Annotated in this window: 11 protein-coding genes; 4 read left to right on the top strand and 7 right to left on the bottom strand. The window is 72.5% G+C overall.

The window, feature by feature from the left end:
* Window positions 1-2: 2 nt before the first annotated feature.
* Window positions 3-1304 (top strand): DUF58 domain-containing protein, encoded by a 1302-nt coding sequence (locus tag QSU92_RS14405; RefSeq protein ID WP_289262845.1) that lies wholly within the window; start codon window positions 3-5, stop codon window positions 1302-1304.
* Window positions 1305-1420: 116 nt separating this feature from the next.
* Window positions 1421-2239: an aquaporin Z gene (aqpZ, locus tag QSU92_RS14400; RefSeq protein WP_289262842.1), complete on the top strand. Its 819-nt coding sequence runs from the start codon at window positions 1421-1423 to the stop codon at window positions 2237-2239.
* A 107-nt stretch (window positions 2240-2346) separates the two neighbouring features.
* Here aqpZ and katG read toward each other — a convergent pair whose 3' ends face one another.
* From katG to QSU92_RS14385, 3 genes are all read right to left on the bottom strand, one after another.
* Entirely contained in the window at window positions 2347-4650 is a 2304-nt protein-coding gene (gene katG / locus QSU92_RS14395) for a catalase/peroxidase HPI (protein ID WP_289262840.1), read from the bottom strand.
* 84 nt (window positions 4651-4734) lie between these two features.
* On the bottom strand, window positions 4735-5217 hold the full coding sequence (locus tag QSU92_RS14390) for a Fur family transcriptional regulator (RefSeq protein ID WP_289262838.1): 483 nt from the start codon (window positions 5215-5217) through the stop codon (window positions 4735-4737).
* A 402-nt stretch (window positions 5218-5619) separates the two neighbouring features.
* Window positions 5620-6615, bottom strand: a complete 996-nt coding sequence (locus QSU92_RS14385; RefSeq protein ID WP_289262836.1) for a stage II sporulation protein M — start codon at window positions 6613-6615, stop codon at window positions 5620-5622.
* A gap of 16 nt (window positions 6616-6631) precedes the next feature.
* Here QSU92_RS14385 and QSU92_RS14380 point away from each other — a divergent pair, with 16 nt between their 5' ends.
* On the top strand, window positions 6632-7537 hold the full coding sequence (locus QSU92_RS14380; protein ID WP_289262834.1) for an RDD family protein: 906 nt from the start codon (window positions 6632-6634) through the stop codon (window positions 7535-7537).
* A 54-nt stretch (window positions 7538-7591) separates the two neighbouring features.
* Here the strand turns inward: QSU92_RS14380 and ahcY are convergent, their stop codons facing one another.
* On the bottom strand, window positions 7592-9103 hold the full coding sequence (ahcY, locus tag QSU92_RS14375) for an adenosylhomocysteinase (RefSeq protein WP_289262832.1): 1512 nt from the start codon (window positions 9101-9103) through the stop codon (window positions 7592-7594).
* Between the two features lie 50 nt (window positions 9104-9153).
* A complete protein-coding gene (locus tag QSU92_RS14370) occupies window positions 9154-9360 on the bottom strand; it encodes a DUF3499 family protein (RefSeq protein WP_124292740.1) in 207 nt (68 codons plus the stop codon).
* Window positions 9361-9421: 61 nt separating this feature from the next.
* Between QSU92_RS14370 and QSU92_RS14365 the strand changes: the two genes are divergently transcribed.
* Window positions 9422-9859, top strand: coding sequence for a metallopeptidase family protein (locus QSU92_RS14365; RefSeq protein ID WP_289262828.1), 438 nt, complete (start codon window positions 9422-9424; stop codon window positions 9857-9859).
* A 20-nt stretch (window positions 9860-9879) separates the two neighbouring features.
* Here the strand turns inward: QSU92_RS14365 and QSU92_RS14360 are convergent, their stop codons facing one another.
* Window positions 9880-11277: a DUF5719 family protein gene (locus QSU92_RS14360; protein WP_289262827.1), complete on the bottom strand. Its 1398-nt coding sequence runs from the start codon at window positions 11275-11277 to the stop codon at window positions 9880-9882.
* Window positions 11278-11318: 41 nt separating this feature from the next.
* Window positions 11319-14195, bottom strand: a complete 2877-nt coding sequence (locus QSU92_RS14355) for a glycosyltransferase (RefSeq protein WP_289262826.1) — start codon at window positions 14193-14195, stop codon at window positions 11319-11321.
* Window positions 14196-14265: the final 70 nt, after the last annotated feature.

The following is a 14265-nucleotide window of genomic DNA, read 5'->3' as shown; positions in this document are numbered from 1 at the left end:
GCGTGTACGTCACCGGGCGCCTTCCCCTCTTCGTCGGTCTCGGCGTGGTGCCGGTCGTGCTCCTCTCGATCGCCGGTGTCGACGCGTGGCTGGCGATGCTCGCCTGGGCGCTGCTGTCGCTCGCGCTGGCCCTCGGGGATGCCGCGGCCACACCCGATCCGCGGCAGCTCGACGTCGTCCGCGACATCCCTCGAAGAAGCCTCCTCGGACAGCAGGTGGAGACGGGCGTGACGCTCCGCAACGCCGGTGCGCGGACGATCCGGGGTCGGGTGCGCGATGCGTGGCAGCCGACGGCCGGGGCACCGCTCGAGCGCATCGCCGTCGAGATCCCGCCCGGCGAATCCCGCCGGGTGCGGGTGCCGCTCCTCCCCCGCCGGCGCGGTGAGCTGCGCACGGACTTCCTCGTGGTGCGCAGCGCCGGCCCCCTGGGACTCGCGGGCCGCCAGCGGCGCCTCGACGCCCCGGGAGCGCTGCGGATCCTTCCGCCCTTCACCTCTCGGCGTCACCTCCCCTCGCGCCTGGCGCGACTGCGCGAACTCGACGGCAACACCAGCGTCCAGGTCCGCGGGCAGGGCACCGAGTTCGACAGCCTTCGCGAGTACGTGCGCGGCGACGACGTGCGCTCCATCGACTGGCGGGCGACCGCTCGTGCCGGGACGACCATGCTCCGCACCTGGCGACCCGAGCGCGACCGGCACGTGGTCATCATCATCGACACCGGCCGTACCGCTGCCGCGCGCGTCGGAGACGGGGTGCGGATGGATGCGGCGATGGAGGCCGCCCTCCTGCTGTCGGCCCTCGCTTCGCGGGCGGGCGACCACGTGCACCTGCTGATGTTCGATCGGCTCGTGCGGGCCCGGGTGACCGGGGTCGACGGCCCCGGTCTCCTCCCCGCCCTGGTCGACGCGATGGCTCCGGTGGACCCGCAGCTGATCGACACCGACTGGGACGCGGCGATCGCGCAGGTGCGACGCCTCACCTCTCGCCCCTCGCTGGTGGTGCTGCTGACCGCACAGGACGCCCCCGAGGCCGCCCGCGGGTTCCTCGGGTCGCTTCCGGCGCTGACCGCGCGAACCCGCGTCGTGGTGGCCTCGGTCACCGACGACCCGGTGCACCCGGATCTGCGGCCCGACGCCGACGAGCTGTACCGGCAGGCCGCCCACGCGCGCGCGGCGCGCGACGCCGAGCGGGTCGCCGCCGCTGTCCGTCGTGCCGGCGCGGAGTCGATCGCCGCCTCGCCCGACGATCTGCCGCCCGCCGTCGCCGACCGCTACCTCGCCCTGAAGGCCGCGGGACGGCTGTGACCGGCCGCTGACGCGGCATACCTCGGGGCGCAGTGCCAGCCCGCGGCTGAGCCGCGTGTGCGGCCACGCGCCGCCCCCGTCCGACGCTACGCTCGGCGCGACGAAAGGAAACCGACATGCCGGACGCATCACCTCCGGCGCGGCTCGACCCCGCTGCGCTCGATGCCACGCCCTCGACGAGCACCAGGCTGGTGGCAGAGGCGCTGGGCACCTTCCTCCTCGTCTTCGGCGCAATCTCGGCGGCGCTCTTCGCCGCCGATCTCGGCGCGAGCGAGAACGGCACCTCGCTCGGCATCGGGTTCGTCGGCGTCTCCCTGGCGTTCGGCCTGACGCTCATCGCCGGCATCTACGCCTTCGGCCCGATCTCGGGGGGTCACTTCAACCCCGCCGTCACGCTGGGCCTCGCCGCCGCCGGGCGCTTCGCCTGGCGCGACGTGCCCGCCTACCTCATCGCGCAGGTCGTCGGCGGACTCGTCGGAACGACGCTGATCGTGCTCATCGGCCTGTTCGGCCCCGGCGACTGGCTCGCGCAGGCCCAGGACGGTGGTTTCGCCAGCAACGGCTTCGGCGAGCTCTCCCCCGGCGGGTTCGGCCTCGGTGCCGCGATCATCGCCGAGGTGCTCTTCACCGCGATCTTCGTCATCGTGATCCTCGGGGTCACCCACCCGCAGCGCGGCACCGCGGGCTTCGCCGGGCTCGCCATCGGGCTGACCCTCACCCTCATCCACCTCGCGACGATCCCGATCGACAACACCTCCGTCAACCCCGCACGCTCGATCGCGACCGCCGTCTACGGCGGAGCCGAGCCGTTCCTGCAGCTGTGGGTCTTCATCGTGTTCCCGATCCTCGGAGGCCTCCTCGCGGGCTTCCTGCACCGCGCGCTGTTCGAGAAGACGCCCGCGCCGCCGGCGCAGAAGGAGGCCCGGACGCGCTGACGCCGGCCCGCGTCATCCGCTCTCCGTCCTCCTGTGGAACGAGCACGGGCCCGCCCTCTGTGAAGAGAGCGGGCCCGCTGCCTGCGACGGATGCCCCGCCGCGGCCGTCAGACGAGGTCGAAGCGGTCGAGCTCGGTGACCTTGGTCCAGGCGGCGACGAAGTCGCGCACGAACTTCTCGGTCGCGTCGTCGCCGGCATACACCTCGGCGAGCGCGCGCAGCTCGGAGTTCGAGCCGAACACGAGGTCGACGCGTGTGCCGATGCCGACCGACTCGCCGCTGCCGTCACGGCGTCCCTGGAAAGCGTGCGAGCCCGGGTCGAGCGGCTTCCAGGTGACCCCCAGGTCGAGCAGGTTCACGAAGAAGTCGTTCGTGAGCACGCCGGGCCGGTCGGTGAAGACACCGTGGTCCGAGCCGTCCCAGTTCGCGCCGAGCACCCGCAGGCCCCCGACGAGCACCGTCATCTCGGGTGCGGTGAGGGTGAGGAGGTTCGCACGGTCGAGCAGGTGGTACTCGGCGGGGAGCGTCGCGTCGGATCCGTAGTAGTTGCGGAAGCCGTCGGCGACGGGCTCGAGCCACGCGAACGAGTCGGCGTCGGTCATCTCCTGCGTGGCGTCGGTGCGCCCGGGACGGAAGGGCACCTCGACGGTGATCCCGGTCTCGGCCGCGGCCTTCTCCACGCCGGCGTTGCCGGCGAGGACGAGCAGGTCGGCGAGCGAGACGCGCGTGCCGCCGGTCTGCGACTCGTTGAAACGCCGCTGGATGCCCTCGAGCACGGAGAGCACCTCTGCGAGCTGCGCGGGGTTGTTCACGGCCCAGTCCTTCTGCGGGGCGAGGCGAATGCGCGCGCCGTTGACGCCGCCGCGCTTGTCGCTGCCACGGAAGGTCGATGCCGCCGCCCACGTGGTGCTGACCAGCTGCGAGACCGAGAGGCCCGAAGCGAGGATCTCGCTCTTCAGCGCGGCCGCGTCGGCGGCGTCGATGAGCTCGTGGTCGACCGCCGGCACCGGGTCCTGCCACAGCAGCACTTCCTCGGGAACCTCGGCGCCCAGGTACCGGTCGCGCGGACCCATGTCGCGGTGGGTCAGCTTGAACCAGGCACGGGCGAACGCGTCGGCGAAGGCCTCGGGGCTCTCCAGGAACCGCCGCGAGATCTTCTCGTACTCGGGGTCCATGCGTAGCGCCAGGTCGGTGGTGAGCATGCGCGGTTCGCGCCGCTTCGAGCCGTCGTGGGCCAGGGGCACCATGTCTGCCCCGGCACCGTTCTTCGGACGCCACTGGTGGGCGCCCGCCGGGCTCTTCATCAGCTCCCACTCGTAGGCGAACAGGATGTGGAAGAACTCGTTGTCCCAGCGGGTGGGGTGGTAGGTCCAGGTGACCTCCAGGCCCGAGGTGATGGTGTCATCGCCCTTGCCACTGGCGTGGGAGCTGCGCCACCCGAGCCCCTGCTCCTCCAGCGGAGAGGCCTCGGGGTTGTCGGAGAGCGCCGAGTCCGGCGCCGCACCGTGGGTCTTGCCGAACGTGTGGCCGCCGGCGATGAGCGCGACGGTCTCCTCGTCGTTCATCGCCATGCGGGCGAAGGTCTGCCGGATGTCGTGCGCCGCGGCGATCGGGTCGGGGTGTCCCTCCGGGCCCTCGGGGTTGACGTAGATGAGCCCCATGTGGGTCGCACCCAGCGGCTTGTCGAGCTGGCGCCCCTCGGATGAGAAGCGCTTGTCGCTGCCCATCCACTCGGTCTCGGCGCCCCAGTACACGTCATCGTCGGGCTCCCACACGTCGGCGCGGCCGCCGGCGAAGCCGAAGGTCGGGAAGCCCATGTCTTCGAGCGCGACGTTGCCGGCGAGGATCATGAGATCGGCCCATGAGATGCTCTGGCCGTACTTCTTCTTGACAGGCCAGAGAAGGCGACGTGCCTTGTCGAGGTTGACGTTGTCGGGCCAGCTGTTCAGGGGCGCGAAGCGCTGCTGCCCGGCGCCGCCCCCGCCGCGGCCGTCGGTCACCCGGTAGGTGCCGGCGCTGTGCCAGGCCATGCGGATCATCAGCGGGCCGTAGTGACCGAAGTCGGCGGGCCACCAGTCCTGCGAGGTGGTGAGCAGCTCGGCGATGTCGCGCTTCACCGCGGCCAGATCGAGGGCCTCGAACGCGGCGCGGTAGTCGAAGTCGGCACCCAGCGGGTCGCGCTCGGTGGGGTTCTTCGCCAGGATCCGCACATTCAGCTGGTTCGGCCACCACACCCGGTTCGCCGATCCCGCGGTCGGGTGCGGTATCGAGGTGTGCACCACGGGGCAGGAGGCCGCCTGCTGTTCGGGCTCGTCGGTGACCGTGACGGCCTGGTCGACCTCGGTCTCGCCGCCGATGCCCGTCGCGGTGTCGATGTCGCTGGCGGTGGTGACGTCGTCGTGATGCGTCATGTGTTTCCTTCCTCAGGGGTGGGGATGATGGACGTGGCGGCTTCGCGCACCGGGCGCGCGGATGCGGGGCCGGGGCCCGCCGCGTCAGCGCTGCGTCGTCGGGGGTAGCGGCGAGGGCGCGCCGGTGTCGGCCGTGGCGCCGCCCGGCCGGCAATCCACGCACAGCCCCCAGAACGTCACCTCGGCGGTGTGCACGGCGAAGCCCTGCGCCGACGACGGGTGAAGACAGGGCGCCTTGCCGACGACGCAGTCGACGTCGGCGACCGCGCCGCACGACGTGCAGACCAGGTGATGGTGGTTGTCGGCGACGCGGCGCTCGTACAGCCCCGGGTGACCGGCCGGCTCGATGCGCCGCGCGACGCCTGCGGCGACGAAGTCGGCCAGGGCGTTGTACACCGACTGCAGGTTGGTCTGCGGGATGCTCCGGACGACGCGTCGGTACAGCTCGTCGGCGCTGGAGTGCGGTGCGTCGGTGAGAGCATCGAGCACCGCTCGCCGCGAGTCGGTGACTCGCAGCCCCGCCGAGCGGAGCGCCTCGGCGGAGGTCGGTGCGGCTGGCGAGGTCACGTCTCCACCCTAGTGTGTTCTTTTGATTGATTCAAAAGAAACCCTGCTCGCTCGCCGTGACCTCTGACCAACACCTCCACCTCATACGCCCGGGCTCTCACGGGGGGCAGAGGTGGTCGCTCATTCGCCCCCACGACGACCACTTCCGCCACCCCGATCAGCCCGACACCATCGGGGTGGCACAGATGGTCGCCCACTCGCCCCGCCACGCGACCAACATCGTCACTCGGTCCCATCCGGCCAACCGAAGTGACGCACATCGCGACCTTCACACGCCCAAGGCCACCATCTGCGCCCCTTTCACTCCCCCGCCCGACATGGAAGTGGCGCAGAATGCGACCTTCACACGCCCAAGGCCACCATCTGCGCCACCTTCGCGCGCGCGGCGCCCGCGCCGCGGGGTCAGCCGGCGACGAGGGTGGGCGTGCCGGTTTCGAACTCCGTCATGTCGCCGGTCTCGCCGAGTCGCTCGGCGCGGCGGCCGACGATGAGCATGTAGGCGAGGAACGCGCCGAGCGCCAGCGCGCCGATGCCGATCTTGACCGCCCACGGCCACGGCTGCGCCGTGACGAAACCCTCGATGACACCCGCCACCGCCAGAGCGAGCACGAGACCGATCGCCACGGTCGCGAGTGAACGCCCCGCGGCGGCGAGCGCCTCGGCCCGCGGCCTGCGCCCCGGCGCCACCCACGCCCAGAAGATGTGGAGCCCCGCCGCACCGGCGACGAAGATGCAGGTCAGCTCGAGCAGCCCGTGGGGGAGGATGAACAGGATGAAGACGTCGCCCCGGTCGAACGCGAGCATGATCGCGGCGGCCGTGCCGACGGCGACGGCGTTCTGCACCAGCACCATCACGGGCCAGATCCCGGTGATGCCGAACATGACGCACTGCGCCGCGATCCAGGCGTTGTTGGTCCAGACCGTCCCGGCGAAGGCGGCGGCAGGGTTCTCGCTGTAGTACGAGGTGAACTGCTCGTCGGCGTAGTACTCCAGCTGGGCCTGCGGCCCGAGGGTCGCGACGAGCGCCGGATCGGAGGAGATCCAGAACGCCACCACCGCGCCGACGGCGATGAACGACAGCGCGATCACCAGCGTCGTCCACCGCAGCCGGTACAGGGCCGCGGGCAGCTGCAGCAGGAAGAACCGGGGGATCTGTCGCAGCGGGTTCTCTCGTCCACCGGTCAGCCGAAGCCGCGCGCGGGCGAGGATCGTCGAGACGTGGTCGCCCTCGGGCGTCCGCCCGGCCGTCGTCTTGATCTCGGCGAGATCCGCCGACGCCGCGCGATAGCGGTCGACGAGTTCGTCGACCTCCGACCCGGTCAGACGGCGGCGCCTGCTGAGCTCGTCCAGTCGCGCCCACTCCTCCCGCCGCGCAGCGGTGAGGGCGTCGAGGTCCATGTGTTTCACTGTAGTCATGCCCCCCGACGGCTCGGCGAACACGTCTCCCCCGCGCGCCGGGACCGATCCCCGAAGCGGCGCACCAGCGCGTCCGCAGATCGTGGAGATCGACCAGGACGAGATCCTCACCGGCGAAGCCGTCGCCCTCGACGTGCAGCCGATCGGCTTCTTCCTCCGCGCCCTCGGCACGCTGATCGACGTCCTCATCGGCGCCGCGATCCTCATCCTGTTCGCGATCGCGGCCGGCTGGCTCACCGCCTCGGGCGCCCTCGACCCGGTCGTGACCCCGATCCTCACCATCGCGGTCATCGTGACCGTGCTCGTCGTCCTCCCCACGGTGGTGGAGACCGCCACGCGCGGCCGCAGCGTCGGCAAGCTCGCCGTCGGCGGGCGCATCGTCCGCAGCGACGGCGGCGCCTCCGGCTTCCGGCAGGCGTTCATCCGCGCCCTCGTCGGCGTCCTGGAGATCTGGTTCACCGTCGGGGCCCTCGCCGCCATCGTGGGCGCCTTCACTCCGCGTTCGCAGCGGCTGGGCGATCTGCTGGCCGGCACCTACGCCGAGCGCACCCGCACTCCGCGTCTGCCGGCCCCGGCTCCCGGCATGCCGCCGGCGCTCGAGGGCTGGGCGACCATCGCGGATGTCGCTCGCCTGCCCGATCCGCTCGCCCGGCGCATCGCGCAGTTCGTCCGCAATGCGGTGAACCTCGAACCGGCCGCCCGCACGCGCGTCGCGGTGTCGCTGGCGAACGAGGTGGCCGCGCACGTCTCGCCGCTGCCGCCCACCGATCCCGAGACCCTTCTGCGCGCAGTGGCGAGCATCCGCCGCGACCGCGAGTACCGCGCCCTCGCGCTGGAGGCGCGACGCGTGGCGGCCCTCACCGCGGGTGAGACCGCGGCACCGCGCGGCTTCCCCGAGCGCTGACCCGCTCCGCCGGCCGACGCCTCCGCAGACCTGCGCCGTAGGTGCTTCCGCGCCTCAGTACCGGTAGTGATCGAGCTTGTACGGACCCTCGACCGGCACGCCGATGTAGGCCGCCTGCGTCGGTGAGAGCTCGGTGAGTTCGACGCCGAGCGCAGAAAGGTGCAGACGCGCGACCTTCTCGTCCAGCGCCTTCGGGAGCACGTAGACACCGGTCGGGTACTCCTCGCGGCGCGTGTACAGCTCCAGCTGAGCGAGCACCTGGTTGGTGAACGACGCGCTCATGACGAAGGACGGATGACCCGTGGCGTTGCCGAGGTTCATCAGGCGTCCCTCGCTGAGGATGAGGACGCTGCGACCGTTCGGCAGACGCCACTCGTGCACCTGCGGCTTGATCTCGACACGCTCCGCGCCGGCGAGCGACTCCAGGCCCGCCATGTCGATCTCGTCGTCGAAATGACCGACGTTCGCCACGATCGCGAGGTGCTTGAGCCCCAGGAGGTGATCGACGGTGACGACGCCGGTGTTCCCTGTCCCCGTCACCACGATGTCGACCTGCTCGAGCACCGACTCCAGCCGCGCCACCTGGAAGCCGTCCATCGCAGCCTGCAGCGCGCAGATCGGATCGATCTCTCCGACGATCACGCGGGCCCCCTGGCCGCGCAGCGCCTCGGCGGCCCCCTTTCCGACATCCCCGTACCCGGCGACGAAGGCGACCTTGCCCCCGATGAGCACGTCGGTGGCGCGGTTCAGCCCGTCGGGCAGCGAGTGGCGGATGCCGTAGACGTTGTCGAACTTCGACTTCGTCACCGAGTCGTTGACGTTGATCGCGGGAAAGAGGAGGGTCCCCGCGGCGGCGAGCTCGTAGAGACGGTGGACGCCCGTGGTCGTCTCCTCGGTGACGCCGAGGAGGTCGGCGGCCATGCGGGTGAAGCGCTGCGGATCGCGCGCGAGGCTCCGGCGAAGCGTCTCGAGGACGATGCGGTACTCCGCCGAGACGCCCTCGTCCGCATCGGGCACCGCGCCTGCCTTCTCGAACTGGACGCCCCTGTGGACGAGGAGCGTGGCGTCGCCGCCGTCGTCGAGGATGAGATTCGGCCCCGGAGCGCCCTCTGCCGACCAGTCGAAGATGCGGTCGGTGCACGCCCAGTACTCCTCGAGCGTCTCGCCCTTCCACGCGAACACCGGCACTCCGGCGGGCTGGTCGACCGTGCCGGTCGGACCGACGACGACCGCGGCGGCCGCTTCGTCCTGCGTGGAGAAGATGTTGCAGCTGGCCCAGCGCACCTGGGCGCCGAGGGCCACGAGGGTCTCGATCAGGACCGCGGTCTGCACCGTCATGTGCAGCGACCCGGCGATGCGGGCACCGCGCAGCGGCTGCGACGGACCGAATTCCTCTCGGAGCGCCATGAGACCGGGCATCTCGTTCTCGGCGAGTCGGATCTGGTGGCGCCCGGCCGGTGCGAGCGACAGGTCGGCGACGGAGTATTCGCTCGAGCGGGCCCCGTCGACGGTGGCGGCGGACGAATCGGATGCCGCGGGCGCGGCGGCGACGATGGGAGTGGCCATTGCCCCATTCTCCCACGCCCCTGCTTCACGCCGGCGCCGCAGGCGGGCGGTCAGACGCGCAGCGTCTCGTGCCGGACGACGACCCAGCCCTTGGGCACCGACATCCGCTCGGTGTGGATCGCGCAGAGATCGTGCGCGTGGGGATCGCCGGTCCGCCCGAGCGGCCCGAGGGCCGCCATCTGGTCGCCGTAATCGAAGGTCAGTGTCGACGTCGCCTCACGGGCGCAGCCGACCTTGGAGCAGAGTCTGTCGCGCATCGCCCTTCACGCTAGTCACGACCTCGGACACCCACGGGATGCCGCGCCGTAGGATGAACGCATGGCCTGGCGTCGAGGACGAAGCGCGCAGGCGTACTCCCGCCCCGACCGTCACGGACGACACGGACGCGAGGGCCGCAGCCCCGTGGTCCGCCCGCCGCTTCCGCCGCTGGACACCCGGGTCGAGCGGTTCGACCTGGCCGTGGGCTCGGTGGCCGAATTCCTCCGCTCCGCCTGGCCCGAGCTGCGCGAAGTGAGCTTCGAGATGGCCGACATGCCTCCCGCGACGGACGCCGACGGCATCCCCCGCTGGGTCGTCTCCCGTGACCGCAAGCGCATCATCCTGTACCGCATCCCCATCGAGCGCCTCGGCCACCTCCACCGCAACGACGATCTGCACCGCCGCATGATGATCGAGAGCTGCGTGTTCCGCGCGGCCGCCGAGTACCTCGACCGCGACCCGTGGGACCTGGGTCCGGAGCGTTTCCGCTTCCTCTGAGCGGCACCGGTGGGCCCGGCTCAGGGGTAGACGACGGTCGGCGGGGCCGCCGCGTCGGACGGCCACACCGGGTAGCCGGCGAGCGCGTTGTCGCCCGACAGCGACAGCCCGGCGTGGATCACGCCCCCCGAGGTGTCGATGACCGAGACTGTGCGCGGCTCGACCGGCACGACGGCCGACCCGCCTGCGGGCACGTCGACGGCCTGGATCACCGCACCCTCCAGCGTCGAGACGGTGACGCTCGCCGTCTCCTCGCCGCTGTTGGCGAGCGTCAGCACCGGGACAGGACCTGCCGGAGCCGCCACCAGCGCCGTGGCACCGAGGGCCGGGGCCGGGGTGAACCAGGCGAAGTCGCTCCCCTGCACGAACCCGCTGGTGTGCCAGGCTGCGGCAACCACCGGAGCGTTGGCCTCGACGCGCACCACGTACTCGCCGTCGGTGAGACCGGCCACCTCCGCCTCGAGCGGCACCCCGGGTTCGAGGGGCACGACGACGGGCGCTCCGACGCTCACCCCGGTCGCGGCGTCGGTGGCGGTGACCGTCGCAGAGACCGGCCCGGTGGCGCCGGCGGCGGGCGCCATGACACGCACGATCGTCTCGGCGCCCTCACCGGCACCCTCGCCCTGCGTCGCGGCGGGTACGGCCACGCCGGCGATCACCTGCTCGGTGGAGGGCGCCACGATCGGGCCGATCTGGTCGATGCCCGCCGCCTGCAGGGTGCGGGTGACACTGGTCTGCAGCGACGCCTGGATGGGGGCCCCGATGGCGGTGACGCGGATGACCGGGCTCTGCTCGCCCAGGAGCAGTCCGGCCAGCGGCACGACGCGCTGAGCCCCCGCCCGCACCACGATGTCGGCGCCACCGGCGGGCTGCTGCTCCCCAGACGCGCCGAACAGGGTGAGCTGCACGGTCGCGGGAACAGACCCGGGGTTGGTGAGGATGACGAGGTCGGCCGCGCCCGTCGTTCCCGACCCGCCGACCAGCCACGATTCCGTGAGCGGCGGGCGACACGCCGACGCGGCGAAGCCGGAGAGGTCGGGGTCGGACACCGTCGCCGCCCCCGCGGCGGCGAGGGCGGCCGCTTGGCGGTCCACCGGCTCGGCCGTGTACGCCTCGGGCCCGACGGCCTCGGGCACTTCGGTCTCGAGGATGCGAGGCTCGGCAGCGGCGTCGCCCGGTCGCCCTCCGCTGGTCCCTCCGCTGGTCACCGCGGCGACGGCCGCCTGACTCAGTCCGAGCGCATCCTCGGCGGTGCGGCCGAGGGAGATGAGGCCGCCGGGGCACGCGAGGGTGACGGTGTCGGGCTCAGGGGTGACCGAAAGAGCCAACGGCGCACGTTCGACGGTCGGCCAGGGCACCGCCGACAGGGTCACGATGCCGACGACGAACCCGGCCGCGGCAAGCGTGCCCGCCAGCATCCGGGCACTCGTTGCTGCCCAACGGAACCTGCGGCGATCCTTCATCGTTCCTCCACAGCGCCCGGGCCGCTCGTGCCGAAGCCGACGATGCGGGGCGTCCGGCGCGCCGCGCGCCGCGACGCCCGCGTCGGGACGGCGAGCAGGAGCGCGATCGCGAGCACGACGAGGTTCGCCCACAGGATGACGCGTGAGAGATCGGCGGCGGATGCCGGCAGACCCGGTCGCTCGGCGACTTCCCCGGTCACGCGCCACAGCTCGCCCTTCGGGGTGGCACCGGCGTTGTCCAGTCCGTTCCGCTGATCGAGGGCGAGGACGGCGTCCAACCGGAACGCGCGAGCGGCGTCGGACTCGGGGGGCGCAGCCGGCGCCAGCACGACGAAGCCGATCCCGCGAGCGGCGAGTTCGGCGACAGACCCCTCCCCGGTCGTGGAGATGAGGTCGACTGCCAGGGTCGCGACGGTCGAATCGGCGGGGGTGGGAGTGGCTCGCGTGGCCTCCACGGTGCTCTGGCCGCTGAGCGTCTCGCTCTCGCCCCACACCACCGCCGCGGCGACCCCGCCGCCGTTCTGCGGGGTGAGCACGAGAGTCCCGACGTCGGGGTCGTCACCCCCCTCGGCGGCGATGAAGGCGGGGAGTGTGCTGTCGGGTCCGTTGGTGAGCTCCGCAGCACCCCGCGCGAGCGCGGTGAGCTGAGGGACGGCGAGCACGGTGATGGCCAGACCCGCGGTGACGGCGGCCGCGACCCGTGCGCTGCGCATCCGCGGCGCGAAACCGGCGTCCAGGGCGACGAGTGACCCGCCCACCAGGCCGATCCACGCGAGGCTCAGGCCGGGGCCCGGCCACAGCGGCACGCTCTGCCCCTGCACCACCGAGACCGAGATGCCCACCGCGATGAAAGCGGTGACGATGCCGAGCGCGGTGATGACGAGCAGGCTGATCCCGGTGGCCCACCGCGGCGTGAGCGGCGCCAGGAGCGCCAGAACCGCGATCGGGGCGACCAGGAGCGGCACCCACCACACCCAGACTCCCTCCAGCATCGTCGCCCATTCGCCGGCGTCGGGCGAGGGCAGCCCGGCGATCAGCAGGCTCCGGCCGACGACATCGGCACCGACCTGCGAGCCCGACCACGGCAGTCCCGGGTCGGCCACGAGAGCCCACCACTGCCCCGCCATCCCCTGCCACCAGACCAGCGGTGCCGCCATGACCGCGGTCGGAACGAGGGTCCAGACCAGCTGCGCTGTCCCGCGTCCGGAACGCACGACGATGGCCAGCAGCAGCGCCAGCACCCACAGCGCGACGACCGCGGGGGCGAGCAACGGTGCGCAGGCGATCACCGCCGCCAGGAGCAGGGAGGCGACCCCCGCCGCCGCCCACGAGCGGTGGGCCACCGAGCCGGTGTAGAACAGCCACGGCAGAAGAAGATGAAGGATGACGGCCGCCGGTCGCCCGTCGGTGAGGGCGGCCAGGAACATGGGGGCGAGCGCCCACAGCGCGCCGCCGAGCAGCCGGAGCCCCGCGCGCTCGGTGACGCGCGTGGCGGCGAACCAGCCGCCTGCGGCCGCCAGCGGCAGGGCCAGGATCCACAGCAGCACCAGCGCCCGTGAGGGGTCGCCCGGCCACAGACTCCCGACGATGGCGAGGACGGTGGCGAACGGGTCGGCGGGGCCGACGACGTCGAGACCGAGCTGGCGCCGGCCGAAGGCCGCGTCGGCCCAGAGCTCGGTCAGCGTCGTGCGCAGCGGCAGCAGGCCACCTCCGCCCATCACGGGCCAGGCCAGGAGCGCGGTGAAGGCCGCGACCGAGAGGACCAGAGCGCCGAGCACCAGCCACGCTCCGCCGCCGGTGAAGAAGTGCAGGTCGCGGCGCACGTAGACACCCGAGTCGGTGGCAGCCTCGGCGTCGGCCTCATCATCGAGGCGCTCCCTGAGCTCGCTCTGCGAGATGCGGAGGGCGGCCAACTGCAGCCAGGACGCCCGGCGAGTGCGACGGATGCGACGGCGGGCACGCACCACGGGGGGGATGCGGACGAGCGCGACGACCGCCGCCCACCACTCGGGGAGCACGCGTTCGGGCTGCTTGGTGACGAGGTGGGCGGCGGTCCGCCACACCGCGATGGGGAGGATCGTCAGCCAGAGGGCGAAGACCGCGGCGGGGTGGGCGTAGACGAGCCGCCGGTGAAGCTCTGCGGCGCGCGTCGCGAAGGCGCGCCGGCGGCGTCGGCGCGCATTGGTCGGCGCGGGGAGGCCGGCGACGCCGTCGCCCTCGGTGGCGACGAGCGCCGACGGGACGATCGAGACCCGGGAGCCGGCGAGTCGGGCGCGGATGCCGAGGTCGAGTCCTTCATCCGCGCCGCTGAGCCCGGGGTCCAGGCCGTCGAGCTGCCGCCACGCGTCGGCCCGGACGAGAAGGCCGCGCACGTCGGCGCCGAGCACATCCTGCCGGGCGTCGTGCTGGCCCTGATCGAGTTCGCCATCGGCCAGCCCCACGGTCCGACCGAGCCGGGTCAGCGTGACACCGAGCGAGACGATCTCGCTGCGGTCATCCCACCGCACGAGTTTGGGAGCCACAAACGCCACCGACGGCGCGAGCTCGAGGGCGCCGAGGAGCTGCCGGAGCGCATCGGGTTCGGGCGCGGTGTCCTGCGCGAGAAGCCACACCGCGTCGCCGTTCAGCCGGTGGGAGGCCAGCGCCGTGGCGGCGGCGAACCCGGTCGAGGCCGAGGCGGTGATGACCGACTCGGCACCGGAGGACGCCGCGATCTCGGACAGGCCGGCGCTCTCGCCGCACAGCACGATCGTCAGCGCGTCGACGGGACGGGACTGCTGCCGCAGCGCCGCCAGCGTGCGACGCAGGTGGGGGGCCGCCGTCGTCCGCCCGTCGGGGCGCACGACGAGGAAGGCATGGACTCTCGCGGGCATGACCTGGTCAGCCTAGGCGGCGAAGCCGGCGGGGCCTGGTCGCACGCGCCGCGGAGACGACGAAGGGGAC

Origin of the sequence: Microbacterium sp. ET2 (assembly GCF_030347395.1) — a bacterium.
In the GTDB taxonomy this organism is placed as follows: domain Bacteria; phylum Actinomycetota; class Actinomycetes; order Actinomycetales; family Microbacteriaceae; genus Microbacterium; species Microbacterium albipurpureum.
Note: the sequence above shows the minus strand (reverse complement) of the source record. Positions and strands in the feature narration are given on the sequence as shown.

What these genes read in the sequence shown, in the direction of transcription:
- aqpZ (WP_289262842.1), top strand. Translation starts at nt 1,421, where the DNA reads ATGCCGGACGCATCACCTCCGGCGCGGCTCGACCCCGCTGCGCTCGAT.
- katG (WP_289262840.1), bottom strand. Translation starts at nt 4,650, where the DNA reads ATGACGCATCACGACGACGTCACCACCGCCAGCGACATCGACACCGCG.
- QSU92_RS14385 (WP_289262836.1), bottom strand. Translation starts at nt 6,615, where the DNA reads ATGGACCTCGACGCCCTCACCGCTGCGCGGCGGGAGGAGTGGGCGCGA.
- QSU92_RS14380 (WP_289262834.1), top strand. Translation starts at nt 6,632, where the DNA reads ATGCCCCCCGACGGCTCGGCGAACACGTCTCCCCCGCGCGCCGGGACC.
- ahcY (WP_289262832.1), bottom strand. Translation starts at nt 9,103, where the DNA reads ATGGCCACTCCCATCGTCGCCGCCGCGCCCGCGGCATCCGATTCGTCC.
- QSU92_RS14370 (WP_124292740.1), bottom strand. Translation starts at nt 9,360, where the DNA reads ATGCGCGACAGACTCTGCTCCAAGGTCGGCTGCGCCCGTGAGGCGACG.
- QSU92_RS14365 (WP_289262828.1), top strand. Translation starts at nt 9,422, where the DNA reads ATGGCCTGGCGTCGAGGACGAAGCGCGCAGGCGTACTCCCGCCCCGAC.
- QSU92_RS14360 (WP_289262827.1), bottom strand. Translation starts at nt 11,277, where the DNA reads ATGCTGGCGGGCACGCTTGCCGCGGCCGGGTTCGTCGTCGGCATCGTG.
- QSU92_RS14355 (WP_289262826.1), bottom strand. Translation starts at nt 14,195, where the DNA reads ATGCCCGCGAGAGTCCATGCCTTCCTCGTCGTGCGCCCCGACGGGCGG.